Below are 23,927 nucleotides of genomic sequence, written 5' to 3'. Positions count from 1 at the left end.
GTCACCCGACCTGCGACTGGACCTGCGCGGAGATCAGCTCCAGGTGGTCCAGATCCTTCAGGTCGAGAACCTGGAGGTAGAACCGCGTGGCGCCCGTCTCGGCGTACCGCCCGATCTTGTCGACGACCTCGGCAGGCGATCCGGCCAGCCCGTTGGCCTTCAGATCGTCCACCTCCCGGCCGATCGCCGCCGCCCGCCGGCTCACCTCGGCGTCGTCCTTGCCGACCGCGACGACCAGAGCGTTGGACAGGACGATGTCGTCCGCCGCCCGACCGGCCGACCGCGCCGCCTCCCGCACCCGCTCGAACTGCTTGCCGCTGTCCTCGACCGACGCGAACGGCACGTTGAACTCCGCCGCGTAGCGCGCCGCCAGCTCCGGCGTGCGCTTGACACCCATCCCGCCGATGATCACCGGAAGCGACGGCTGCGCGGGCTTGGCCAACGCCGGCGAGTCCTTGAGCTGGTAGAACTTGCCGTCGAAGTCGAAGGTCTGCCCCGCAGGTGTCCCCCACAGTCCGGTGATGACAGCCAGCTGCTCCTCCAGCCGGCCGAACTTCTCCTTCGGGAAGGGGATTCCGTACGCGGTGTGCTCCGCCTCGAACCACCCCGCGCCGAGCCCGAACTCGACGCGGCCGCCCGACATCTGGTCGACCTGCGCCACCTGGATGGCCAGCACACCAGGCAGCCGGAAGGTGCCCGCGGTCATCAGCGTGCCGAGCTTGATCCGGCTGGTCTCCCGCGCGAGGCCGGCCAGTGTGATCCACGCGTCCGTGGGTCCGGGCAGACCGTCCCCGCCCATCGTCAGGTAGTGGTCGGAGCGGAAGAAGGCGTCGAAGCCCAGGTCCTCGGTGGCCTTGGCGACGGCCAGCAGCGTGTCGTAGCTCGCCCCTTGCTGGGGCTCGGTGAAGATACGTAGATCCATTCCTCCATCCTGCATCAGGTGCGGGGCCGACCGCGTCACCCCGAATCGGCGCGCGCCAGCACTTGCGCTCGGTCCTTGGCCTCGTCCACCGCGTCCAGCGCTTCGACGCACTCCCAGTAGGTCTTCTCGTCGCAGGCGGAGGAGATGAGCTCGACCAGGGCGAGCCCGATCTCACCGAGGAGAGCCCGCAGCGCCCGCAGTGTGCCCGCGGGCTCACGGACCGTGCTCAACCGGGCGGCCCGGGGCGGGCCGACCCGCGTGGCCGAGACCACCGGCGCGGGCCCGGCCCGCGACACCGTACGCCCCGGATCGCGCGCCGCCCCACGCTCGCCGGGTCGGCCGCCCTCCGCCTCTCGCCCCCACACCTCCGCCAGCAGCCGTCCGATCGCCTCCGTCAGCTCATACGCCTGCCATGCCTCGGCGATGACGTCGTCCGGCTGCGGATCGCGGCCCATCGCCCGTTCCGCCTCCGCTACAAGCCGTGCCGCATCCATCTTCTGCACCCTCCGCGTCAGCGCGGCGACTCGGTGCCGCCGTCCTCATGTCACCCAGAGTGACACGGCGCAAGCGGTCGGCGAGGGGCGGATTCGAAGCTGTGGATAACTCTCCGATTGTGGATAACTCGATCACTCTTTCGAGGGATGGTCGTGCCCGGAAACCCCGTCCTCGGCCGGTCCGGACACGGGAAACCGCAGTTCGTTGCGGTCGATCTTCGCGGCGAGCGCGGCCAGCACGTCGATGTCGAGCACGGCGCAGAACTGCAGCAGATACGCCAGTACGTCCGCCACCTCGTCCCGTACCCGGTCCGCGTCATCGTCCCCGTCCATCACCGCCACCGACTGCTCGGGAGTCAACCACTGGAAGATCTCCAGAAGTTCCGAGGCTTCGACGCTCAGCGCGGCGGCGAGGTTCTTCGGGGTGTGGAAGGGCTCCCAGCGGCGCGCGGCCGCGAAGTCCACGAGGCGTTGCTGCAGTTCGGCGAGATCGTGTGTGTCCGTCACTCGGACTGGTCTACCTCATCTTCGCCCTCGGCCGCGGCGGGGAGCGGTTCACCGTGCGCGCATGTACAAGGGGGGTGGGAGCCGGCAGCTCCGGTTTCGTTACGGGCGGGCGGCACGGAGCCCGCTTGTGGCGTGGGCGCGGGGACGGGTGTGGGGCCGGTGCGGGGCGCGGGCGAGCGCGTGGGGCCGGTGCGGGGCGCGGGCACGGCGGCCGTCGAGGACGGGCCTGCCGACGAGGGCGGGCCCGTCTGTACGGGTGGACCTGTCGGTAGAGGTGGACCTGCTTGTGCAGGCGGCCCTGCCGGTGCGGGCTCGGGCGGCACCGGCTGCGCGAACGCGGCATCGAACCACGCTGGTTCCGCGTGCCCGGGCACGTCGTCGACGGATTCGGTGTAGACGTAGTCGGCTCGATCGAAGCCGCGGTAGCCGGGGGCCTCATACTCGGAGTCGTCGAATTCGGAGTCGTCGTACGCCAGACCGCCGTACCCGAAGTCGTCGTATCCCGCCTGGTCGAACGGCGCTTCACCGTAACGAGAGGCTCCGGACGCCGACGGCGCGACGGGGACATCCGGGGAATCCGCACCGCTCGGAGCGGATTGGGCCGGTCCTCGCTCGTCGTCGACGGCCTCAGCCCAGATGTCCCGCGCCACCGCATGCCCCGTCGTCGACTCAGCCCCCGCCGACGCGCTGCCGAAGGCACCGTCTCCCTCCCCCGCGAACCCGCCCGTGTCCCGCCGTTCGACTCCACCCGGTCCGGACGCGCACGGCCTCTCCGCCCCGCCTACCGCCGACTCATCACCCGGGTCCGGGTCCTCGGCATCGCCCGCTCCCCTCCCGGCGCCCGCACCGCCGACGTCATCCACCGCACCGGCCACACCGTCTTCATCAACCGAGCCGGTCGCGCCGGCCGCGGACACCCCATCGCCTGAGAGTTCCGCCTCCACCGAACCCGTCGCACCGGCAGAGCTCACCACGGCCCCGGCACTGGCGGCTTCCGTCAGGTCCGCCACGTCCCCGGCCTCGGCCACGTCCGCCGCCGCCTCGGCCACGTCCGCCACGCCCCCAACTTCCGCCACATCCGCCACGTCTCCCCCAGCCTCGGAGCCTGACGCACCCGCAGAGCCCCCCACGCCCTCGGAACCTGACGCACCCGCAGAGCCCCCCACGCCCTCGGGCCCCGCCCCGCCCCCAGCGCCCGCGCTCTCCCCGCCGCTCTGCTCCGCGCCCTCCTCCGCCCTCCCCTTCTTCTTCATCAACTTCGTCACCTTCGACCCCGCCCCGAGCACCGTGAGCGCGACCCCGCCCGCCGTGTCGATCCCCTCCGCGTACGCCGGGTCCTGCACGGTGCACAGCAACCTGATGTGGCCCCGCGCGGCGGCGATCCCCGCCAGACGGAGCAGTTCCCGGGCCTGCCGCCGGTCGACACCGACGTCGAGCCCGTCGGCCACCACGGTCAGCACCTGCCCGGCCGGCAGATGCTCGGTACTGGTGTCGACGTCCAGCACCCCGGGTCCGGTCAGCAGCACCAACGCCATCGCCAGAAAACGCAGTTCCCCGTCGCCGAGCCGGTCGACCGGGACCATACCGAGCGCGCCGCGGTCGACCGCGGCGATCACCGCCTCGACCAGCGGCTCCCGGCCGTCGCCCGCCATCAGCGCGGGCAGCGCGGTCAGGCCGCGCACCGGCCCGCTGCACACGTCGCGTACCGCGCCGACCAGCATCCCGTGCCGGATGCTGCACTCGTGCTCGGTCCTGGCCAGCACCGCGGACAGGTTGTCGCACGAACCGCGCAGCCGCCCGTCGCCGACCCGGACGGGGCCGCGCATCAACTCCGGCCGCGGCGCGATCGGGAAGACCCCGCGCAGCGCGACCACGAGCTGCTCGGCCGCGGACAGCACCAGCCGCTGCCCCTCCGTGTGCCCGGAGACCCGCAGCGGCAGCAACGACGTGGCCAGCCGGTCGTCGGGAAGGGGCGCGCGGGTGACCGCGACAGCGCCGGCGGTGTGCCAGGCGGCCTGCACGGTCGGCCGGGTCGGGTCACGCAGAGCGGTGGTCAGAAGGGTCTCGCCCGAGCCGGTGAGCCGTTCACCGACGATCCGCAGGGTGGGTTCGACCTGGACGGCCAGGTCGAGGCGGACCGGGCCGAGCGGCCCACTGGTGGTGCAGCCGATCCGGAAGCCGCGCCGCCCCTGCGCATCGGCCCTCGCGCCCTGCGGCACGCATGCCGCCGCTCCCCCGCGCACGAACGACCGGCCGGTGCCGGACACCGCGAACACCTCCTGCAGATCTGCTCCGGACGCGAGCCGGCCGAGCACGGCCAGACCTTCGAGGACGCTCGACTTGCCCGTGCCGCTGGCCCCGGCGAGGAGTGTGAGCGGTTCGAGCGGGAAAGTGGCGCCGCGATGTGACTTGAAGGCCGACAGCCGGAGTTCGGTGACGATCGGGCGCTGCGGGCTGCTGCTCATGGGCGCGAAGTTAATGACCGTCGATCGTGCCGAACCGTTCCAGCGTACGTTTCGTCCCTCGAAAGAGGGACATCCGGCATAACCCGCATGGATTCAGGAGAAACAGACCTACAGCGGATCGAATCGCGGCGGTGCCCGAATCACCACCGGCCCGAGCCGCACCCCCCCCCACACGCATGGCCCCTCTTTACGCACCCGCGCGCGCCCGCCCGCCGCGGCCCACCACCACTACCTTTACGGAGGTGACGAAACCCAGTACCAATACGCCACGTTCACCGAAGAGCGCGGGCCCCGCGGCCACCGCAGACAGCGCGGACCCGCCCGCCACCAGCTATGTCGCACTTCTGCGCGGCATCAATGTCGGGGGCCACTCACGAGTCCCCATGGAGACACTGCGCGGCCTGCTCACCGACATGGGCGGCACCGCGGTGCGCACCTACCTGCAAAGCGGCAACGCCGTCTTCACCCACGGAAAGGAGGAGGAACCGCAGCGCCTGGCAGCGGAGTTGGAGCAACGCATCGCCGACGAGCTGGGGCTGACCATCGCGTGCCTGGTCCGGACGGGGACGGACCTGCGACGCGTGGTCGACGCCAACCCGTTCGCGATGGAGGGTGTGAACGGCTCGCGGTTCGTGGTCGTCTTCTTGTCCGGGCCCCCGCCCCGGGACAAGTTGGCGGCCCTGGACCCGGCCGTCTACGCCCCCGACGAGTTCCGGGCCGGTGAGCGGGAGATCTACGCCCACTTCCCGGACTCGATCCGCAACTCCAAACTGGCCGCCCGCTTCTCCGACCGCTGGCTGGGTCTGACCGCGACCTCGCGCAACTGGAACACGGTCGTCAAGCTCCTGGAGCTGAGCGGTGCGTGAGCGGGCACCCCGGGTGGACCGGAGTGCCCGCGGCACCTCTCGGCGCGGGACCAGCGGAGCCGACCGCTCGCCGGGCTGTCGACCGGGCTATCCGCCGGCCTGCCCCATCCCCTCGGCGAACCACCGGGTGAGGCTGGTCGGGTGGGTGATGGCCGTGCCGACGACGACCGCGAAAGCACCCGCGTCCAGGGCGGCTTGGGCCTGCGCGGGAGTGTGGATACGCCCCTCGGCCAGCACCGGGACGGACAGCGCCGCGCTAAGCCGGGCGACGAGGTCGAGGTCGGGACCCTGCGGGTGGGAAGCTCCGCCGACGTGACCGGACAGGGTGGTGCCGACCACATCGGCACCGAGGGCGGCTGCCTCGATGCCCTCCTCGTAGCTGGAGACATCGGCCATGAGGAGCCGGTCGGCTTGGTGTACGGCGGTGACGGTCTGCTCCAGCGTCTCGCCGCCGGGACGCGGACGGAAGGTCGCGTCCACGGCCACGATGTCCGCCCCGGTCGCTGCGACTTCGCGGGCGTGCCGCGCGGTCGGGGTGATGTAGACCCCTGAAGTGCCGTCCTTCCAGAGGCCGATCAGCGGGACGTCGGTCACCGCGCGGATGGCGCGCAGGTCGTCGAGCCCCTGGGCGCGGATGCCGGCCGCACCGCCTTCCAGTACGGCGAGCGACATCTGACGCATGATCAGTGGATCACGCAGCGGCTCCCCCGGGTACGCCTGGCAGGAGACGATCAGCCGTCCGCGCAGCCGTTCCAGGATTCCGGCACGGGCCGGACCCGTACGGTCGGCGCTCCCGGTGCCGGCTCCGGCGGTCGCCGCGGCCCCACCCATGGCTGCGGGTCCCCCGGGTCCCTCGGCACTCCCGGCGCTCCCGGCACTCCCGGGCGCAGGGGCGGGACGGTCGTGCCCGCTCATGCCAGCACCTCCCGCCCGAGGAACGCGGCACCGTACAGCGCCGCGTCGTCGCCGAGCGCGCCCGCGCGCACCGGGGTGTCGGCGACCGCAGGTAGCAGGTGGGCGGCCACGGTCTCCCGGAGCGTGTCCCACCAGACGGGGCCGGAGCGGCTGACTCCGCCGCCGAGGATGACGAGGTCGGGGGCGAGGACGTTGACGAGACCGCCGATGGCCTCGCCGAGCGCGGTGGCGCCGGTGCGCAGCACGGTCCGGGCGGTCGGATCGCCTTCCTCCGCGAGGGAGTTGATCCGCGGAAGGGTCGCGTCCGGTGCGGCGGCGAGTTGCCGGTAGGCGGCCGTCATCGCCGGTCCGGAGGCGGCGGCCTCGGCGTGGCCGTGGCCGCCGCAGGGGCAGGGCAGACCGGCCGCGGCCGGAACCGGCAGGTGGCCGGCTTCACCGGCCGCGCCGCCGGCGCCGTGGTGGACGCGGCCGTCGACAAGGAGGCAACCACCCACCCCGGTGCCGACGGTGAGCAGCAGGACGCAGGCGTGGCCGGCGGCGAGGCCGAGCCAGTGTTCGCCGAGCGCGTGGGCGTTGACGTCGTTGTCCACCGCCACGGGGACCTGGAGCCGGCCGGCGAGCAGCCCGCGCAGGTCGGTGCCGCCCCAGCCGGGCAGTGCGGAGGTGGCCGACCGGACCCGGCCGGTGTGCGGGTCGATGACGCCCGCGCTGCCGACGCCGACCGCCGCCACCGGCCGGCCCAGCTGGGCCACCGCCCGGGCCGCCGCGTCGAGGACGGCGGCGGGGCCCTGGGCGGCGGGGGTGGCGAGGGAGGTGCGTTCCAGCAGCGTGCCCTCGGGGGTGATCAGGGCGGCGGCCGTCTTGGTGCCGCCGATGTCCACCCCGGCGAGCAGCGTCATCGCAGCCCCGCCTGCTCGAGGATGGCGGTGATGCGGTCGGTCTCCTCGGCGGTCAGCGGGCGCATCGGCGGGCTGACGGTGTTCGCGGAGATCACCCCGAGGACGGCGAGCGCGGTCTTGAACGCGCCGAGCCCGGCGGCCGTTCCGGAGGCGGAGGCCGGGTCGGCCACGGCGACGATCTCGAAGAGCCGGGCCAGCCGGTCCTGTTCGGCCCGGGCGGCGGCCCAGTCACCGCGCGCGGCGGCGTCGTGCAGCCGCCGGTAGCCGTGCGGGTCGACATTGCCCAGGCCCGGGACCGAGCCGTCGGCGCCGCCCAGCAGCATCGCGTCGACGACGACCTCGTGCCCGGTGAGCAGCGCGAAGCCGGACTGGTCACGCAGGTCGAGGGCGAGCTGACGGAAGGACACGTCGTCGCCGCTGGAGTCCTTCACACCCGCGAGGACGCCGTCGGCCGCGAGGGTGCGGACCAGTTCGCGGGAGAGCTTGCTGTGCACGCACACCGGTATGTCGTAGGCGAGCACGGGCAGTTCGCAGGCCGCGGCGATCTGCCGGAAGTGCCGGTCGATCTCGGTGGGGTGGGTGCGGGTGTAGAAGGGCGCGGTCGCGACGATCGCCGAGACACCCTTCGCGGTCGCGCTCCTGGCGCGCTCGATCACCTTGTTGGTGGTGGTCTCGATGGCGCCGGCCAGCACCGGGACCTGCCCGGCCGCGGTCTTGACCACCACGTCGAGGACGATGTCCTGCTGGTCGTCGGTCAGGTAGGCGACCTCGCCCGAGCTGCCCAGCGCGAACAGCGCGTCGACACCACCGTCGATGAGGTGCCGGACCACGCGTTCCAACGACACGGTGTCCACCGTGCCGTCAGCGGCGAGCGGGGTGACGACGGGCGGGATGACCCCCGAGAAGGGGGTGGTGCGGGGCTTCACGAACTGCTCCTTGTAGCGGGCCGCGTGGCGGTGGCCGCCGGTGCGGGGATCTGGGGGTGTACGCAGTGCCAGCGGTGCGAGCCGTCCGCGGTCGGCGCCGGAAAGACGTCGGCGCAGGCGTCGTCCGCCTTCCAGCAGCGGGTACGGAACGGGCAACCGCTCGGCGGGCGGGTGGCTGAGGGGACGGGACCGTTCAGCACGATCCGCTCGGTGGTCTCCAGCAGGCTGGGCGTGGCGGAGAAGAGCGACTCGGTGTAAGGGTGGGCCGGCTTCTTGGAGACCTGCTCCGCCGGGCCCTCCTCGACGATGCGGCCGAGGTAGAGCACGGCCAGCCGGTCGGACAGGTGCCGGACGGTCTGGATGTCGTGCGAGATGAAGACCATGCCGAGGCCGAGTTCGGCGCGCAGGTCCATCAGCAGGTTGAGCACCTGGGCGCGTACGGACACGTCCAGGGCGCTGGTCGGTTCGTCGGCGACGATCAGCTCGGGGCCCAGGGCCAGCGCCCTGGCGATGGCCACGCGCTGGCGCTGCCCGCCGGAGAGCCGGCCGGGCAACGCGTGCAGGGTGTGGCTGGGCAGCCCGACCAGGTCGAGGAGTTCGACGACCCGGCGCTCCCGGTCGCGGACCGTGCCGCGCCGGTGCACGTCCAGCGGGTCGCGCAGGATGCGGCCCACCGGCATGCGCGGGTTCAGCGCGGTCGAGGCGTCCTGGAAGACCACCCCGACCGACGATCCGAACTCGGTGCGCCGCCGGGCGGCGGGCATGTCCCACAGGTCCTCGCCGCGGAACAGCACCCGGCCCTCGGTGGGCCGCTGCAGTCCGATCAGGACGCGGGCCAGCGTGGACTTCCCGCAGCCGGACTCGCCGACCAGGCCGACGATCTCACCGCGCTCCACGGTCAGTTCGGCCGCGGTGAGCGCGTGCACGGCGTCGTGCTTGAACAGGCCGCCGCCCCGGGCCCGGTGCCGGACGTGGACGTCTTCGAGCCGGATCATCGTCCGCTCCTTTGCAGCAGTACGGGTTCGGCCGGGTGGTGGCAGGCGAAGCCGTGCCGTCCCGCCTCGCCGCCGGGGTCCTCGTCCGCGCCAGGCCGTCCGCCGAGCCCGGGCGCCTGGGTGCGGCACAGTTCCGTCGCCGCCTCGCAGCGGGACGCGAACCGGCAGCCGGCGCCGAAGTACTGCGGCGCCGGGACCACACCGTGCACCTGGTGCAGCCGGGCCGCGCCCGACTCCAGCGAGGTGACCGAGCCGAGCAGCCCGCGGGTGTAGTGGTGGGCGGGGTCGGTGAGCAGCGCGCGGGTGTCGCCGGTCTCGGCGACCTGCCCCGCGTACATCACCGCGACCCGGTGGGCGAGCCCGCTGACCAGGGCCAGGTCATGGGAGACCAGGATCATCGCGAAGCCGAGCTCGTCCCTGAGCCGGACCAGCAGTTCGACGATCTGCGCCTGCACGGTCACGTCGAGCGCGGTGGTCGGCTCGTCGGCGATGAGCAGCCGGGGGCTGCGGGACAGCGCCATCGCGATCAGCACCCGCTGGCGCTGTCCGCCGGACAGCTCGTGCGGGTAGCTGCGCAGCGTGCGCTCGGGGGACAGCCCGACCAGTTCGAGGAGCTCGGCCGGAGTACGGGTGCCGCCGCGCGAGGTGAGCTGGCGCAACTGGCGGCCGACCAGCACCGACGGGTTGAGCGAGGACATGGCGTCCTGGTACACCATCGCGATCTCGCTGCCGGCGAGCGGGCGGCGCTGCCGGGGGGCGAGGCCGAGCAGGTCCTGGCCGCGGTACTCGATGGTTCCGCTCGCCTCGGCGTTGCGGGCCAGCAGGCCCATCACGGCGAGGCTGGTGATGCTCTTGCCGCAGCCGGACTCCCCCACCAGGCCGAGGGTCTCGCCCTCGCGGACGGTCAGCGAGATGCCGTCGACGACGGGGACGTCGCCGTAGCGGTCGGGGAAGCGGATCGACAGGTCGCGGACGGTCAGCAGGTCGGGGGCGTCGGCCGGGACCGGCCGGATCACCGGCGGATGGGTGGTCATGCGTTCGGCGAGCAGGACGAGGCTGCGCTCGACGTCGGCACGGTCGTCGTACGCCCCGCCCTTCGCCGCGGGTGCGGTGCCCGACTCGGACACCCCGCCCTTCGCCGGCCCGTCCGCCGAGCCCGCAGAGCCCGCCGCACCCGCCGCACCCGCCACCGACCCCACCGGCTCCGCCACCGACCCCACCGACCCCACCGGCTCCGCCGACTTCTCCGCCGGCACCTCCACCGATGCCTGAGACGCGTCGCCCCCCGCGACCACCGCCGTCGCCACCGGCTCCACCCGTGCGGCACCCGGCGACGCGGACGCGTCAGTCAGCCCCTCGGACAGGATGTTCAGCGCCAGCACGGTGATCAGCAGCACCAGCCCCGGGAAGAACGTGGCCCACCAGCCGCCGGAGAGCAGGATCTGCCGGCCGTAGGAGAGCACGTTGCCCCAACTCGGCTCGGGGTCCTGCACACCGGCGCCGATGAAGGAGAGGCTCGCCTCGAAGATGATCGCCTCGGCGACCAGGACGGTGGCGAACACCATGACGGGCGCGGCGCAGTTGACGGCCACGTGCCGCAGCACGATGTACGCGCGCCGGGCGCCGATGACCTTCTCCGCGGCTACGTAGTCCTCGCCGTACTGCGCGAGCACGTTGGCGCGCACCACCCGGGCGAGCGAAGGCACGTAGACGAACGCGATGGTGAAGATCAGGACCGGCACGCTGGAGCCGAAGACGGTGACCAGCACCGCGGCCAGCGCGATCGGCGGGAAGGACATGACGACGTCCAGCACCCGCATGACCGTCTCGTCGCCCCACTTGGGCGACGTGGCGGCCAGCGAGCCGAGGATCGCGCCGACCACGACGGCCACCGCCGTCGACCCCAGGCCGATGACCAGGGAGTAGCGGGAGCCGTAGACGACCCGGGCGAAGATGTCGCGGCCGACCCGGTCGGTGCCGAACCAGTGGTGGGCGCTCGGCGCCTGGACCGGGATGCCGGTGGTCAGCGGGTTGTCCGCGATGAAGGACGCGAACACCGCGGCGAGCGCCACGACGAGCAGGACGACGAGCGAGATCCGCGAGGCCAGGGGCAGCGCGCGGAAGCGGATGCCCGGGCGGGAGAGTTTGGCCACGATGCGTTGGGGGCCAGTGAACAGGAACATCTCACACCGTCCTGATGCGCGGGTTGACCAGCAGGTAGAGCAGGTCGACGACGACGTTGACGACCAGGAAGGCGAGCGCGATCGTCAGGACGGTGCCCTGCACCAGGGCGACGTCGCCACCGGTGACGCCCTCCAGGATGAGCTTGCCCATGCCCGGAAGGTCGAAGATCGTCTCGATCACGACCGCGCCGCTGAGCAGGTAGCCGACCTTGACACCCAGCACGGTGAGCGGCGTGACCAGCGCGTTGCGCAGCACGGAGCGGATGACCAGCGTCGGTGGCAGGCCGTTGCCGGTGGCCGTGCGCACGTAGTCGCGGTCGAGTTCGGTGACCATCGAGGTGCGGATGAGCCGGGCCAGCGAGGCGGCGACCGGGACCGCGAGCGAGATCGACGGCAGCGTCATGCAGCGCAGCCAGCCGGTGAAGGAGTCGCCCGGGTTGACGTATCCGCCGGTCGGGAACCACGAACTGTCCAGGGCGAACCGCTGGATCAGCAGCACGCCCAGCCAGAAGGAGGGCACCGCGACACCGGCCATCGACACCACGCGGAAGACGTGGTCGGGCCAGCGGTCCCGGTACACCGCGCCGATCACGCCGAGCAGGACCGCGAGCACGATCGCGATCAGCAGCCCCAGCAGCGTCAGTTGCAAGGTGAGCGGGAACGCGACGGCGATGCGGTGCGCGACCGGCTGGCTCGGCGGAACCGTCACGCCGAGGTTGCCGTGCAGCAGTTGCACGATGAAGTGGTAGTAGCGGACGGGCAGCGGGTCGTTGAGCCCGTTCGCCTGGGCGAACGCCGCGCGGGCCGCGGCGGTCGAGTTCTCCCCCAGCGCGTTGTAGGCGGGGTCTGCGGGAGAGAACTGGAGCACGACGAAGACCAGCAGGGTGATGCCGAGGATCATCGCCGGCATGATCGCCACGCGGCGCAGCGCGAGCCGGAGGAAAGCGAACATCGGGTGTTCCTAGCGGTAGGTCCTGGACGACTGGTGGTGCGGGGCCGGCGACTGGCGGGACAGGCGCCGGCCCGGCGGCTCAGGCCGGGGACACACCGAGGAACGACAGGCCCGTGGTCGGCACGGGGCTGAACCCGGTCAGGGCGTGCCCGTTCCACGCGGTGGGCAGCTTGCGGTGCAGGATCGGGTAGAGCGGCACCTGGTCGGCGACGATGTCGGTGACCTGGGACCACAGGGCGGCGCGCGCCTTCGCGTCGTCGCTGCGGGCGGCCTGGTCCAGCAGCGAGACGACCTGCTTGCCCTTGGCGGTGCCCGACCAGTGGTAGCGGGTCTCGGGCCAGGTGCCGACGTAGAACCAGCGCATGAGCAGGTCGACGTCGTTGCCGAACACCGACGGGTCGCCGGGCGCGACCAGCAGGTCGAAGTCGCCCGTGTCGATCTTCGCGTACTGGGCCGAGGACTGACCGATGCTCAGGGTGGTCTTGATGCCGGCCGAGTCCCAGCTCTCCTTCACCAGCGGCGCGATGTCCTGCACCCAGGAGGTGTCGGTGGTCAGCACGGTGACCTTCAGACCGCTGACGCCGGCGGCCTTCAGCAGCGCCTTGGCCTTGGCCGGGTCGTGGCCGTAGACGGTACTGGCCTTGACGTAGTCGGGGTGGCTGGGCTGGAGGTAGCCGCTGGCCGGGGTGGCCTGGCCGGACATCGCGGTGGCGATGATCTTCTCGGTGTCCAGCGCGTAGTGCAGGGCCTGGCGCACCCGCGGGTCGTCGAACGGCTTCTTCCGGCAGTTGAACATCAGGAAGAGGTTGCCGAAGGACGAGGCCGACTCGACGGTCGACTTGCGCTTCAGGCCGGCCATGTCGATGTACGGCACGTCCTCGATGGCCTCGACCCGGCCGGACTCCATCGCGCTGACCCGCGCGGAGGCGTCGGAGAGCAGGTTCCATGTCATCGTCGCGGCCTTGGCCGGGTAACGTCCGTTGTACTTGGCGTACTTCCTGAAGACGATCTTGTCCTCACGGGTCGCCGACACCAGCGCGTACGGGCCCGAGCCGACCGGCTTGGCGTCGAACGCCTTCTCGTCGGCCTGCACGACCTTCTTCGGCACGACCTTGACGACCGATATCCGGGAGGGGAAGAGCGCGAACGGGTACTTCAGCTTGAACTCGACCGTGTGCGTGTCCACCGCGCGGGCGGAGTCGAGGAACGGCAGGAACTGCGCCATCAGGGACGCGTTCTTCGGGTCCAGGATGCGCTGGACGCTGAAGACGACGTCGTCCGAGGTGACGGCGGAGCCGTCGTGGAAGGTCGCGCCCTCGCGCAGGGTGGCGCGGTACGTCGTCGCGTCGACCTTGGCCGGCATCGCGGTGGCCAGCGCCGGTCGGGCCGACAGGGTGACCGGGTTGAGGTCCACCAGCCCCTCGAAGACGTGCCAGTTGGCCGCGACCGGGGTGGCGCCGGAGGAGGTCATCGGGTCGAACCCGGTGGACAGGGCGTACGAGATACCCGCGGTGATCGTGTTGCCGGCCGTTCCACTGCCGGAACCGGAGCCGCTGTCCGTGGTCGAGGAGGGTCCGCCGCACGCGGCGAGGGTGCCGGTGAAGGCGGCCGCCGCGCCGACCGCACCGGAATACCGCAGGAAAGCACGGCGATCGACTCTGGCGGGTGTCCGTCGAGAAGACACAGGAACCTCCGGAACAAGGAAGGAATGGACGGTGACGAGGCTGGACGCCGGGGTGTCTGCCGAACGGATTTTCGGTAAGGGTAGGCCGAACGTCGGGAACACTCTGCGCAACATACGACATCAGATGTCTTATGCCTGGTAGGGTGGACCGTAGTCGTCAGGACGAGAGGGGTCAAGGGGTGGACGCAAGTCGTAACTCCGGCAACGGGCGGGGCCGCCGCCTGCTGATGCACGAGGTCAGCGAAGGCATCAAACGCTACATCTTGGACAATGGGCTCCGTCCGGGCGACCTCCTGCCCACCGAGAACGAGCTCTGCGAGGCACTGGACGCGAGCCGGTCCAGCGTCCGCGAGGCCGTCAAGACCCTGGACGTCCTCGACATCGTGGAGGTCCGCCGGGGCCACGGCACCTACGTGGGACGGCTCGGGCTGTCCGCGCTGGTGGAGAGCCTCACGTTCCGTGGCCTGCTCGACCGCGACGACGACATGCAGCTCATGCTGGAGCTGGCCGACATGCGCGAGCTGTTCGAGCGCGGCATGGCCGACCGGATCGTGGCCGCGCTCGACGCCGCCGAGGTGGAGACCCTCGACACCCTGGTCGACGACATGGAGGCGTCCGGCAGCGGCGACGGCACCGGCTTCGTCGAGGCCGACCGCGCCTTCCACGCGCTCCTGGTCGCCCCGCTGGGCAACGAGCTGATCGGGCAGCTCTCCGCCGCGTTCTGGGACGTCTACATCATCGTCGCCCCGCACCTGAACGGGATCAGCCGGGCCGACGAGGTCGAGACGGTGCACCACCACCGCCGGATCGTCGAGGCCGCCCGCGCCCGGGACGCGGCGGCCTTCGCCGCGGCCGTCTCCGACCACTACGCGCCGGTGCGCCGCCGGATCGCCGACGCGCGCTCCGCCGGGCCGCAGGAGGACGGCGCCGGGGCAGCGGCCGGAACGGCGCCCGGAACAGGGGCCGCGGCTGGCACCGGGACCCGCGCGGGGAAGCGCGGCAAGGGCGGCGACGGCGACAGGTCCGCAGGTCGGGAGACCGCCGTCATCGCACCCCGCCGGGTGGGGCGCCGCCTTGACGCCGCCGGGGACTCCGCCTAGATTCCCGCCGGAGAGGGACATCAGACATCAGATGTCCCACCCTGCCCCTGCGAGGAGCCCGGCGTGCCCCTGACCGACCTCACCCTGGCGGAATGCCTGGAGTACCGCGCCGAGCAGCCCGCGCCCGCCGGCTTCGACGCGTTCTGGACCCGGACCCTGGAAGAGGCCGCGCGGGCCGCACGGCCGCCGCGGTTCGACGCCGTCGACGCCGGACTGCCCGCGGTCCGCGTGATCGATGTCACCTTCACCGGATACGACGGCGAACCGGTCCGCGGCTGGCTGCGGCTGCCCGCCGCCCCGGCCGGACCGCTCGGCTGCGTCGTGGAGTTCCTCGGCTACGGGCGCGGCCGCGGACTGCCGCACGAGAACCTGACCTGGGCCGCGGCCGGCTACGCCCATCTGGTCATGGACACCCGCGGCCAGGGCTGGTCGGCGGCGCCCGGCGCGACCCCCGACGGCGGCGGCACCGGGCACGGTCCCGTGCCCGGCTTCCTCACCCGCGGCACCGGCCGGCTGGACGACCACTACTACCGGCGGCTGTTCACCGACGCGGCCCGCTGCGTGGAAGCCGCCCGCAGCCACCCGGAGATCGACCCCGACCGGATCGTGATCACCGGCTTCAGCCAGGGCGGCGGCATCGCGCTGGCCGCGGCGGGCCTGGTACCGGGACTCGCCGGGGTCATGGCCGACGTCCCCTTCCTGTGCCACATCCGGCGCGGCGCCGAACGCGCCGCCCTGCCGCCGTACACCGAGATCGCCTCCTACCTCGCCCTGCACCGGGAGCGCGCGGAGGAACTCTTCGCCGAACTCGACCACTTCGACGGCCTGCACTTCGCGCCCCGCGCCACCGCCCCGGCCCTGTTCTCGGTGGCGATGATGGACCAGATCTGCCCGCCGTCCACCTGCATAGCGGCCTACCACGCGTACGCCGGCCCCAAGGAGTTGGCGGTCTACCCCTTCAACGGGCATGAGGGCGGCGGGGAGTTCCACCGGGCCCGGCAACTGGTGTGGGTCCGGGAGCGGCTGGGCCCTGGCCCCGCCGCTCCCGGACCGCGTGCTCTCGCTCCGGAACTTCCCGAACCGGCCGAGCCGGCCGCCGGAAGCGCTCACGCAGCGGCCGTCAGTGGTCCTGCTTCGCCCAGTCGAGGGTGAAGTCGGAGTAGACGATGCCGCCGGTGTCGCCGATCTCGTAGAGGTCGGCGGCGGCGCCGCTGCCCAGGACGGCGAGCGTCGAGTAGCCCGCGTCCCCGGACCTGACCAGGGCCTGGTAGGGCCAACTCGCCCCGTCGTCCTGGCTGACCCGCACGGTCAGCTCCGAACGGCTGCTCGCCGAGGCGTTGTTGCTCGCCAGGGTGACCGGGGTGGTGAGCGGGGCCCCGGTCGAGCCCACCTGGGTCGGCTTGAGGTAGGAGATCTCGTCGGCGTTGCAACCCGGGTCGACCAGACCGGAGTTCCAGGCCGGGCCGAAGTCACTGGCCACGTCGGTCGCGCCGGCGGGCGAGGCGTCGCCGGCGGTGGCGTACCAGCGGTTGCCGCCGCTGTTCGAGCGGAGGTTCTGCACCACCTTGCCGTCGCCGCGCTGGATGACCTTGCTCTCGTTGACGCCGGTCGCGGCCGCGGGGCCGGCGTGCCAGGTGGCGCCGTGGTCGTCGGAGTAGATGTCGGCGGCGTGGTCGGCGCCGCCCTCCCGGTAGACGATCGGCTGCACCAGGCGGCCGCTCGCCAGCTGGATGCCGTGCCCCGACGAGGCGAACATGCCCGCCCAACTCACGCTCTTCACCTGCGGGTTGAGGTCGACAGGAGCGCTCCAGGTCAGACCGTCGTCGGTCGAGGTGATGTAGCGGATGTGCATGGCGGTGGTGTCGGTCGCCGAGTTGGAGCCGGCCGCGGAACCGTAGTAGCCGACCCCGGGGGCGGGTGAGTAGTTGTCGAAGAGGTAGACCGTGCCGTGCGGGCCCGCGGTCCGGTCGACCAGCAGGCTCGCGTCGCCGTAGCCCTCGCTGGTGGTCGGCGCGTGCAGCACCACCTTCGGCGTGGACCAGGTCGCGCCGCCGTCGGTGCTGCGCCGCATGACCGTCTGGATGTTGTTGGTGCCGCCGCCGAGGTCGGAGTTGCCGTCCACCCGGGCGTCGGCCATCGCCAGGACCGTGCCGGAGTTCGTGACCGCCATCGCGGGGATACGGACCGAGGCCGCCGTGCCGGTGTACGTCTCGTACGTCGAGCCGTCGGCGGACAGCCGGTTGAGCCCCTCGATCGGGGTCGTCGTGCTGAAGAGCGTCTGCGCGTTCATCCCCGGCGTGCCGGCCGCCAGGCCGCAGGTCGCGGCGCCCGACTCGGTACGGCTGAAGCCGCTCGCCGTCGTCGTGGTGAACGAGTACGGCGTGCCGTTCGGCACCGTCCACAGCAGCGTGGCGTCCGAAGCGCCGGCCGCGACCGTCCGGGTCCAGGCGCTGCCGCTGCGGCCGGGCCAGGCGACGGTGAACACCTGAGCGGCGGCGGAGTGGTTGACCAGCGTCATCCGCAGCACATGGGTGGCGGGCTGCGAACCGTCCGTGTTGCGCGGGCAGTCCAGGCTGACCTGCGCCCCCAGGGCCGTACCGCAGTCGAGCGTGCCGGCCACCGTGGTGTCCAGGCCCTGCGGGGTGGTGACGTGGAAGGAGTACGCGGTACCGCTGGTCTTGGTGAAGAACAGGTCGGTGCGGTCGCCCGCGGCGACCGAGGGCGTCCAGCTGCCGTACCCGCTCCACGTCACGGTGAACGTGGTCGCTGACGCGGTCGGGTTGAGCAGCTCCAACCGGATTCTGCTGCTGTTGCAGTCCTGGCTGCCCACCGCCGACTGGGTTCCGGTGGCGGCACTGCCGGGCGCCGCGGTGGCCAACGGCGCCACCAGGGCGGCCAGTACGGCGACCAGCAGCAGCAACAGCCGTTGCGGCGACGCCTTCCGGTGCGCGGTCCGCGCCGGCCGCTCCTTCCGGCGCGGCGGACGGAGGTGCGGGGATCTTTCGGTCACAGCGGGCTCCTCGGGGGGTGGGGGTGCTGGATCGACGGACGGCAGGTGCACGGCGCCGGAACAGCGCGAGCGCCCGGACAACATCTGATAACTGATGAACGACATCAGATGTCGGTTGTCCGGGACCCTACGAGTGAGGTGGTGCCCCGTCAAGAGCACCGGGCAGCAAGGGTTTCCGCGCGGACACGGCGCGCGCGGCAGGCAGATCCACGGTTCGGGAGACCGCGGGAGACCGGCGTCAAGCCGTGCGAGACGCCGACCCTTCGCCGCAACACGCGGGAGCCAAAGGGGAGTTGGCGCCGTGGACTCCCCCCGCCGTACGGGGCGGCTCGCCGGTCCGGCGCTCATCCCTCGTGTGAGGGATCTCGTGTTCAGGCAGGCGAAGGCCGCGAGGACCACGGAGATCGCGAGGCCGCGAGGACCACGGAGATCGTGAGGCCGCGAGGCCGCGCGGACCACGGAGATCGTGAGCACCCTGCGGTGGCCGCTGTCGCTCCGCGGCAGGCGGAGCTTGAGGAACACGCGGCTGATGTGCCTGCGCCCCCGCGCTGCTCCGGCCTCGCCCGGCGTCCGCGCCCGCGCGACCCGCGGGTCAGGAGGTCTTCGCGGCCGGGCCCAGGATCGCCACGCACTCCATGTGGTGGGTGAACGGGAAGAGGTCGAAGGCCAGCAGCCGCAACGGGCGGTAGCCCTCCTCGGCGAACCACGCCAGGTCCCGGGCCAGGGCCGCGGGGTCGCACGCGACATAGGCGATCCGGCGGGCGTCGAGCGAGGCGATCTGCCGGACCGTGGCGTGGCCGGCCCCGGCCCGCGGCGGGTCGAGGACCACGAGGTCGGCCTCGGTGATGCCGGTACGGGGCAGCACCTGCTCGACCTTGCCGTGCTCGATCCTGACCCGGTCGAGGTCCTGGAGGTTGTGCCGGGCGTCCTCGACCGCGCGCTTGGCGGACTCGACGCCGAGCACCGCGCCGCGCTCCCCGACACGTTCGGCGAGCGCGCCGGCGAAGAGGCCGACCCCGCAGTACAGGTCGAGCGCCATGTCGCCCTTGCGCGGCATCAGGCCCTGCATGACGGCCTCGACCAGGACGTCGGCGGCCTTCGGGTGCACCTGCCAGAAACCGCCGTCGCCGACCCGCCAGGTGCGGCCGGCGGCGCGCTCGCGGACGAACGGGCGGCCGTGCACCCGGTGCACGGCGTGGTCCCGCTCGCCGATGCGCTGGACGGACACCGGCTTGTCGAGTTCGACGATCGGCAGCCGGCCGCCGGGCCGCGGGGTGAGCACGACCTGGCGGTCGTGGGAGCCGGTGGCGGCGATCGCCTCGACGGTGGCGATCTGCGGCCAGTCGCGGGCCTCGACGCCGAGTTCGCTGACCCCGGGCGCGGCGATCAGGCAGTGGTCGATCACCTCGACGTCGTGCGAGCGGTGCTTGCGCAGCCCGGCGCGCCCCTCGGCGTCGATCGCGTACTGCACGCGGGTGCGCCAGGCGGGCACGGCGGGGGCGCCGGCGTCCAGGTCGGCCTGGCTCACCTTGTCGCCGGGCGCGGGCGCGACGGTGCCGTCCCAGCCCGCTTCCTCGGGGGTGAGGCCGGCCAGCCGGGCGAGCTGTTCGGTGAGTACGGCGGCCTTGAGCCGTCGCTGGGCGCCGGGGGTGGCGTGCTGCCAGTCGCAGCCGCCGCAGCGGCCCGGTCCCGAGAACGGGCAGGGCGGCTCGACGCGGTCCTTGCCGGGCTCCAGGACGCGTACGGCGTCGGCGCGCAGGAAGCGGGAGTCCTGGTCGCCCTCGGTGACGCGGGCCACGACCCGCTCGCCGGGCAGGGTGTGCCGGACGAAGAGCACCTGTCCGGCCTCGGTGCGGGCCACGCAGTGGCCGCCGTGTGCGACCGGCCCGACCTCGACCTCGAACTCGTGGCCGACCAGCGAGGGGGCGGAATCGGTCTGCATGGCGGCGCTGCTCCTGGGGTGGACGGCGAGGCGGGTCGCCGGTCTGGTCGGCGGGGGACGGCGACCGCCCAGTCTACGTGCGCGCCCACCCGCCGCTGACCGCTCACGGCCGACGGACCGCGATGACCCGCCGACCACCGCGACCGACCGACCGCGACCGACCAACCGAGCGCGACCGACCCCAGCCGACCACCGGGGCCGGCCCCACCCGCGGCGGGACCCGGGCCGACCACCCGCGGCCGTCGTCGGGCCGCGGGCTACTTCTGCCCGCTGCCCGGGGTGGTGTGCTCGCGGTGGTCGGACCGCGGCGGCCCGACCGGACCCCGGCGGATGGAACCGGGGGCGCTCCAGTCCGCACGGCGGCGGGCCCGCGCGCGGGCCACCTCGGAGGAGTCGAGCTGCCAGGGCACGGAGGTCACCATGACGCCGGGGCTGAACAGCAGCCGGCCCTTGAGCCGCAGCGCGCTCTGGTTGTGCAGCAGGTGCTCGTACCAGTGGCCGACGACGTACTCGGGGATGTAGACGCTGACCACGTCGCGGGGGCTGTCGCGGCGCAGGCCCTTGACGTAGTCGATGATCGGGCGGGTGATCTCGCGGTAGGGCGAGTCGAGGACCTTCAGCGGCACATCGATGCCGTGGCTCTGCCACTCGGCCTGCAGCGCCTTGGTGTCCTGGGGGTCGACGTTGATGCTGAGGGCTTCGAGGCTGTCGGAGCGCATCAACTTGGCGTAGGACAGGGCGCGCAGGGTGGGCTTGTGCAGCTTGGAGACCAGCACGATGGAGTGCACCCGGGACGGGCGGACGTAGTCGTCACCGGGCTCGTCGTCGGCGGCGATCTCCTCGGCGACGCGGGTGTAGTGCCGGCGGATCGCGGTCATGGTGGCGAAGAAGATCACCATGCCGAGCACCGCGACCCAGGCACCGTGGGTGAACTTGGTGAGCAGCACGATCACCAGCACCAGGCCGGTGAGGAAGGCGCCGAAGGTGTTGATCGCGCGGGAGCGGTGCATGTGGCGGCGCTTGGCCGGGTCGGTCTCGGTGCGCAGATGGCGGTTCCAGTGCCGCACCATGCCGGTCTGGCTGAGCGTGAAGGAGACGAAGACGCCGACGATGTAGAGCTGGATGAGCCGGGTGGAGTTCGCGCCGTAGATGTAGACCAGCACGGCGGCGAAGCCGGCCAGCAGCACGATGCCGTTGGAGAAGGCGAGCCGGTCGCCGCGGGTGTGCAGCTGCCGGGGCAGGTAGCGGTCCTGCGCGAGGATCGAGCCGAGCACCGGGAAGCCGTTGTAGGCGGTGTTCGCGGCGAGGAAGAGCACCAGCGCGGTGACCGCGGCCAGGAAGATGAACGGGATCGAGTTGTGCCCGAAGACCGCCTCGGCGACCTGCGCGATCACCGGGTCCTGGGTGTAGTGGCTGCCCAGCGGCTTGCCGTGGTCGAGCAGGTCCGTGGCCGGGTTCTGGGCCATCCGCACATGGGTGTTCATCGCCAGCGCGATGATCCCGCAGAACATCGTGACCGCCAGCAGGCCCATGGCCGCCAGCGTGGTGGCGGCGTTCTTCGACTTGGGCTTCCGGAAGGCCGGCACGCCGTTGCTGATCGCCTCGACGCCGGTGAGCGCGGCACATCCGGAGGAGAAGGCCCGCAACAGCAGGAAGACCAGGGCGAATCCGCCGATGCCCGGTGACTCGGCGTGGATCGTGTAGTGCGCGGTCGGCGCGTTCATGTCGTGCCCGGTGGCGATCTTGAAGATGCCCCAGGCGATCATGCAGAAGACGCCGAAGACGAAGGCGTAGGTCGGGATCGCGAAGATCGTGCCCGACTCCCGTACCCCGCGCAGGTTCATCAGCATCAGCACCACGATCATGCCGACCGCGCCGAGCACCTTGTGGGTGACGAAGAACGGCACCGCCGAGCCCAGGTTCTCGATGCCGGACGAGACCGACACCGCGACGGTGAGCACGTAGTCGACCATCAGCGCGCTGGCGACGGTGAGACCCGCCTTCGGCCCCAGGTTGGTGGTGGCGACCTCGTAGTCGCCGCCGCCGGAGGGGTAGGCGTGCACGTTCTGCCGGTAGGAGGCGACCACGGTGAACATCAGCACCACCACCGCGACCGCGATCCACGGGCTGAAGTGGTAGGAGGAGATGCCGGCGATCGAAAGGACCAGCAGCACCTCACCGGGCGCGTAGGCGACCGAGGAGAGCGGGTCGGAGGCGAAGACGGGGAGCGCGAGCCGCTTGGGCAGCAGCGTCTCGCCCAGCCTGTCGCTGCGCAACGCCCGGCCGATCAGAATCCGTTTCGGCAGGTCGGTCAGTTTGGACACCCCGCGATGTTAAGGGATGGGCATGCCACCCGTGCGCCCGAGTACCGGACCGAGTGTGAAGAACCTGCGCCCCCGCTCCCACGGAACTTCCACGCCACCCCGCGCGTGTGGAGCTTGGGCCCCCGGTCTGAGAGTCTTGGACCAACTTTTACGACGACGGCTCCTGGTTTCACGGTCCTAGTCGCATCAGTCGGACTCAGCAGTCGTCAGACTCAGTCGTCAAATGTTGGCAGCCGGAAGGACGGTCGTGCACGTCGTGATTATGGGATGCGGGCGAGTGGGTTCAGCTCTCGCGCACTCCCTCGAACAGCATGGTCATACGGTCGCGGTGATCGACCAGGACCCGACGGCGTTCCGCCGCCTCGGCTCCGGGTTCGGCGGGCGCCGGGTGACCGGAGTCGGGTTCGACCAGGACACGCTGCGTGAGGCCGGTATCGAGGAGGCGGGTGCCTTCGCGGCCGTGAGCAGCGGCGACAACTCCAACATCATCGCGGCCCGGGTGGCCCGCGAGATGTTCGGCATCGAGAACGTGGCGGCGCGGATCTACGACCCCAAGCGCGCCGAGGTCTACCAGCGCCTGGGCATCCCGACGGTGGCCACCGTGCGGTGGACCGCCGACCAGATGATGCGCCGGCTGCTCCCGTCGGGCGCGGAGCCGCTGTGGCGCGACCCCAGCGGCGGGGTGCAGCTCGCCGAGGTGCACACGTCCGCCGCCTGGATCGGCCACAAGGTGAGCCGGCTCCAGGACGAGACCGGCGTCCGTGTGGCGTTCCTCACCCGGCTCGGCGAGGCCATGCTCCCGACCTCGCAGACGGTGCTCCAGGAAGGCGACCTCGTGCACGTCATGATGCGCACCGACGGTGTCGCCGACGTCGAGGCCGCGTTCGCCAAGGGGCCCGAGGAGGCGCAGTCATGAGGGTCGCCATCGCCGGGGCCGGCGCGGTCGGCCGCTCCATCGCCGGGGAACTGCTGGAGAACGGCCACGAGGTGCTGCTGGTCGACAAGAACCCGACGTCCATCTCGGTGGAGCGGGTCCCGCAGGCGGAGTGGCTGCTCGCCGACGCCTGCGAGATCACCTCGCTCGACGAGGCCGCGCTACAGCGCTGCAACGTCGTGATCGCCGCCACCGGCGACGACAAGGTGAACCTGGTCGTGTCGCTGCTGGCCAAGACCGAGTACGGCGTCCCGCGGGTCGTCGCGCGCGTCAACAACCCGAAGAACGAGTGGCTGTTCAACGAGTCCTGGGGCGTCGACGTCGCGGTCTCCACGCCGCGCCTGATGTCGGCGCTGGTCGAGGAGGCGGTCAGCGTCGGCGACCTGGTCCGGCTGCTGCGGTTCAGCCAGGGTGACGCGAACCTCGTGGAGTTGACGCTGCCCGAGGAGGCCGCGCTCGTCGGCACCCGGGTCGGTGACGTGGAGTGGCCGACCGACACCTCGCTGGTGACGATCATCCGCGGCAACCGGGTGCTCACGCCGTCCAAGGACGACGCCCTGGAGGCCGGCGACGAGCTGCTGTTCGTGGCGGCGCCGCACCGCGAGGAGCAGTTGGAGGACCTGCTGTCGGTCCAGGACGGCTCCGCCGAGGAGTAGCCGGGACCGGACCGCGGGCGTAGACCCGCGGACACGTGCAGGGGCCCCGGCCACCTTTCTTGGGTTCAAGGGGTCGTCGCAACACCACTTGTTTCAGGTGGTGAGTAGATCACGTAGACGCTCGGCTGGGGTATCCCAGTCGAGCGTCTTGCG

17 protein-coding genes and 2 pseudogenes are annotated in these 23,927 nt (G+C 72.1%); 5 read left to right on the top strand and 14 right to left on the bottom strand.

The annotated features are described in order from the left end of the window. Nucleotide 1 precedes the first annotated feature (1 nt). The 4 genes and pseudogenes from ACIPAE_RS27015 to ACIPAE_RS27000 form a co-directional block, all read right to left on the bottom strand. A complete protein-coding gene (locus tag ACIPAE_RS27015; protein WP_328470401.1) occupies nucleotides 2-922 on the bottom strand; it encodes an LLM class F420-dependent oxidoreductase in 921 nt (306 codons plus the stop codon). Nucleotides 923-957: 35 nt separating this feature from the next. Next, nucleotides 958-1,416 (bottom strand): DUF6099 family protein, encoded by a 459-nt coding sequence (locus tag ACIPAE_RS27010; protein ID WP_329363898.1) that lies wholly within the window; start codon nucleotides 1,414-1,416, stop codon nucleotides 958-960. A 132-nt stretch (nucleotides 1,417-1,548) separates the two neighbouring features. Continuing rightward, nucleotides 1,549-1,923 carry a nucleotide pyrophosphohydrolase gene (locus tag ACIPAE_RS27005; RefSeq protein WP_402448541.1) on the bottom strand — a complete coding sequence of 125 codons (375 nt, stop codon included), beginning with the start codon at nucleotides 1,921-1,923 and terminating at the stop codon, nucleotides 1,549-1,551. A gap of 1,310 nt (nucleotides 1,924-3,233) precedes the next feature. Beyond that, nucleotides 3,234-4,388 (bottom strand): annotated as a pseudogene (locus tag ACIPAE_RS27000) (AAA family ATPase); the annotation flags it as partial. 176 nt (nucleotides 4,389-4,564) lie between these two features. Here ACIPAE_RS27000 and ACIPAE_RS26995 point away from each other — a divergent pair. Next, on the top strand, nucleotides 4,565-5,254 hold the full coding sequence (locus ACIPAE_RS26995) for a DUF1697 domain-containing protein (protein ID WP_402448538.1): 690 nt from the start codon (nucleotides 4,565-4,567) through the stop codon (nucleotides 5,252-5,254). Nucleotides 5,255-5,341: 87 nt separating this feature from the next. On the opposite strand, the gene ACIPAE_RS26990 is transcribed toward ACIPAE_RS26995, so the two are convergent. From ACIPAE_RS26990 to ACIPAE_RS26960, 7 genes are all read right to left on the bottom strand, one after another. Further along, a complete protein-coding gene (locus ACIPAE_RS26990; protein ID WP_402448536.1) occupies nucleotides 5,342-6,085 on the bottom strand; it encodes an N-acetylmannosamine-6-phosphate 2-epimerase in 744 nt (247 codons plus the stop codon). 80 nt (nucleotides 6,086-6,165) lie between these two features. Next, complete coding sequence (locus tag ACIPAE_RS26985) at nucleotides 6,166-7,068, bottom strand: ROK family protein (RefSeq protein WP_329363904.1); 903 nt, start codon at nucleotides 7,066-7,068, stop codon at nucleotides 6,166-6,168. Continuing rightward, the gene (locus tag ACIPAE_RS26980) at nucleotides 7,065-7,994 is read right to left on the bottom strand and encodes a dihydrodipicolinate synthase family protein (protein WP_366409940.1); all 930 of its coding nucleotides are present in this window, start codon (nucleotides 7,992-7,994) and stop codon (nucleotides 7,065-7,067) included. Before ACIPAE_RS26980 ends, ACIPAE_RS26985 begins: the two co-directional genes overlap by 4 nt. Further along, nucleotides 7,991-8,989, bottom strand: a complete 999-nt coding sequence (locus tag ACIPAE_RS26975) for an ABC transporter ATP-binding protein (protein ID WP_328470389.1) — start codon at nucleotides 8,987-8,989, stop codon at nucleotides 7,991-7,993. The genes ACIPAE_RS26980 and ACIPAE_RS26975 overlap by 4 nt, the downstream gene beginning before the upstream one ends. After that, nucleotides 8,986-11,172: a dipeptide/oligopeptide/nickel ABC transporter permease/ATP-binding protein gene (locus ACIPAE_RS26970; RefSeq protein WP_402448533.1), complete on the bottom strand. Its 2,187-nt coding sequence runs from the start codon at nucleotides 11,170-11,172 to the stop codon at nucleotides 8,986-8,988. The genes ACIPAE_RS26975 and ACIPAE_RS26970 overlap by 4 nt, the downstream gene beginning before the upstream one ends. A 1-nt stretch (nucleotide 11,173) precedes the next feature. Next, entirely contained in the window at nucleotides 11,174-12,124 is a 951-nt protein-coding gene (locus ACIPAE_RS26965; protein ID WP_328470385.1) for an ABC transporter permease, read from the bottom strand. A gap of 79 nt (nucleotides 12,125-12,203) precedes the next feature. After that, nucleotides 12,204-13,808, bottom strand: a complete 1,605-nt coding sequence (locus ACIPAE_RS26960) for an ABC transporter substrate-binding protein (protein WP_402448531.1) — start codon at nucleotides 13,806-13,808, stop codon at nucleotides 12,204-12,206. Between the two features lie 227 nt (nucleotides 13,809-14,035). On the opposite strand from ACIPAE_RS26960, the pseudogene ACIPAE_RS26955 reads away from it, so the two are divergent. Both ACIPAE_RS26955 and ACIPAE_RS26950 read left to right on the top strand, forming a co-directional pair. Beyond that, nucleotides 14,036-14,719, top strand: a pseudogene (locus ACIPAE_RS26955) (FadR/GntR family transcriptional regulator); the annotation flags it as partial. Between the two features lie 252 nt (nucleotides 14,720-14,971). Further along, nucleotides 14,972-16,060 carry an acetylxylan esterase gene (locus ACIPAE_RS26950; protein WP_402448529.1) on the top strand — a complete coding sequence of 363 codons (1,089 nt, stop codon included), beginning with the start codon at nucleotides 14,972-14,974 and terminating at the stop codon, nucleotides 16,058-16,060. Here ACIPAE_RS26950 and ACIPAE_RS26945 read toward each other — a convergent pair. From ACIPAE_RS26945 to ACIPAE_RS26935, 3 genes are all read right to left on the bottom strand, one after another. Next, on the bottom strand, nucleotides 16,029-17,918 hold the full coding sequence (locus ACIPAE_RS26945; RefSeq protein ID WP_402448526.1) for an exo-alpha-sialidase: 1,890 nt from the start codon (nucleotides 17,916-17,918) through the stop codon (nucleotides 16,029-16,031). The genes ACIPAE_RS26950 and ACIPAE_RS26945 overlap by 32 nt on opposite strands. 592 nt (nucleotides 17,919-18,510) lie before the next feature. Beyond that, nucleotides 18,511-19,860, bottom strand: a complete 1,350-nt coding sequence (locus tag ACIPAE_RS26940; protein ID WP_402448523.1) for a class I SAM-dependent RNA methyltransferase — start codon at nucleotides 19,858-19,860, stop codon at nucleotides 18,511-18,513. A gap of 257 nt (nucleotides 19,861-20,117) precedes the next feature. Continuing rightward, nucleotides 20,118-22,184 carry an APC family permease gene (locus tag ACIPAE_RS26935; protein WP_402448520.1) on the bottom strand — a complete coding sequence of 689 codons (2,067 nt, stop codon included), beginning with the start codon at nucleotides 22,182-22,184 and terminating at the stop codon, nucleotides 20,118-20,120. A 247-nt stretch (nucleotides 22,185-22,431) separates the two neighbouring features. Here ACIPAE_RS26935 and ACIPAE_RS26930 point away from each other — a divergent pair, with 247 nt between their 5' ends. Then, nucleotides 22,432-23,100, top strand: coding sequence for a TrkA family potassium uptake protein (locus ACIPAE_RS26930; protein ID WP_329363918.1), 669 nt, complete (start codon nucleotides 22,432-22,434; stop codon nucleotides 23,098-23,100). After that, on the top strand, nucleotides 23,097-23,774 hold the full coding sequence (locus ACIPAE_RS26925; RefSeq protein ID WP_329363920.1) for a TrkA family potassium uptake protein: 678 nt from the start codon (nucleotides 23,097-23,099) through the stop codon (nucleotides 23,772-23,774). Before ACIPAE_RS26930 ends, ACIPAE_RS26925 begins: the two co-directional genes overlap by 4 nt. The last annotated feature ends 153 nt before the right edge of the window (nucleotides 23,775-23,927 follow it).

Origin of the sequence: Streptomyces sp. NPDC087270 (assembly GCF_044744625.1) — a bacterium.
GTDB lineage: Bacteria > Actinomycetota > Actinomycetes > Streptomycetales > Streptomycetaceae > Actinacidiphila.
The sequence above is the reverse complement of the archived record's forward strand: the minus strand, read 5'-3'. Positions and strand labels throughout refer to the sequence as shown.

Bases quoted from the DNA above. Each gene is read 5' to 3' on its own strand.
- ACIPAE_RS27015 (WP_328470401.1), bottom strand. From the start codon at position 922: ATGGATCTACGTATCTTCACCGAGCCCCAGCAAGGGGCGAGCTACGAC.
- ACIPAE_RS27010 (WP_329363898.1), bottom strand. From the start codon at position 1,416: ATGGATGCGGCACGGCTTGTAGCGGAGGCGGAACGGGCGATGGGCCGC.
- ACIPAE_RS26995 (WP_402448538.1), top strand. From the start codon at position 4,565: ATGGCCCCTCTTTACGCACCCGCGCGCGCCCGCCCGCCGCGGCCCACC.
- ACIPAE_RS26990 (WP_402448536.1), bottom strand. From the start codon at position 6,085: ATGGGTGGGGCCGCGGCGACCGCCGGAGCCGGCACCGGGAGCGCCGAC.
- ACIPAE_RS26985 (WP_329363904.1), bottom strand. From the start codon at position 7,068: ATGACGCTGCTCGCCGGGGTGGACATCGGCGGCACCAAGACGGCCGCC.
- ACIPAE_RS26975 (WP_328470389.1), bottom strand. From the start codon at position 8,989: ATGATCCGGCTCGAAGACGTCCACGTCCGGCACCGGGCCCGGGGCGGC.
- ACIPAE_RS26970 (WP_402448533.1), bottom strand. From the start codon at position 11,172: ATGTTCCTGTTCACTGGCCCCCAACGCATCGTGGCCAAACTCTCCCGC.
- ACIPAE_RS26965 (WP_328470385.1), bottom strand. From the start codon at position 12,124: ATGTTCGCTTTCCTCCGGCTCGCGCTGCGCCGCGTGGCGATCATGCCG.
- ACIPAE_RS26940 (WP_402448523.1), bottom strand. From the start codon at position 19,860: ATGCAGACCGATTCCGCCCCCTCGCTGGTCGGCCACGAGTTCGAGGTC.
- ACIPAE_RS26925 (WP_329363920.1), top strand. From the start codon at position 23,097: ATGAGGGTCGCCATCGCCGGGGCCGGCGCGGTCGGCCGCTCCATCGCC.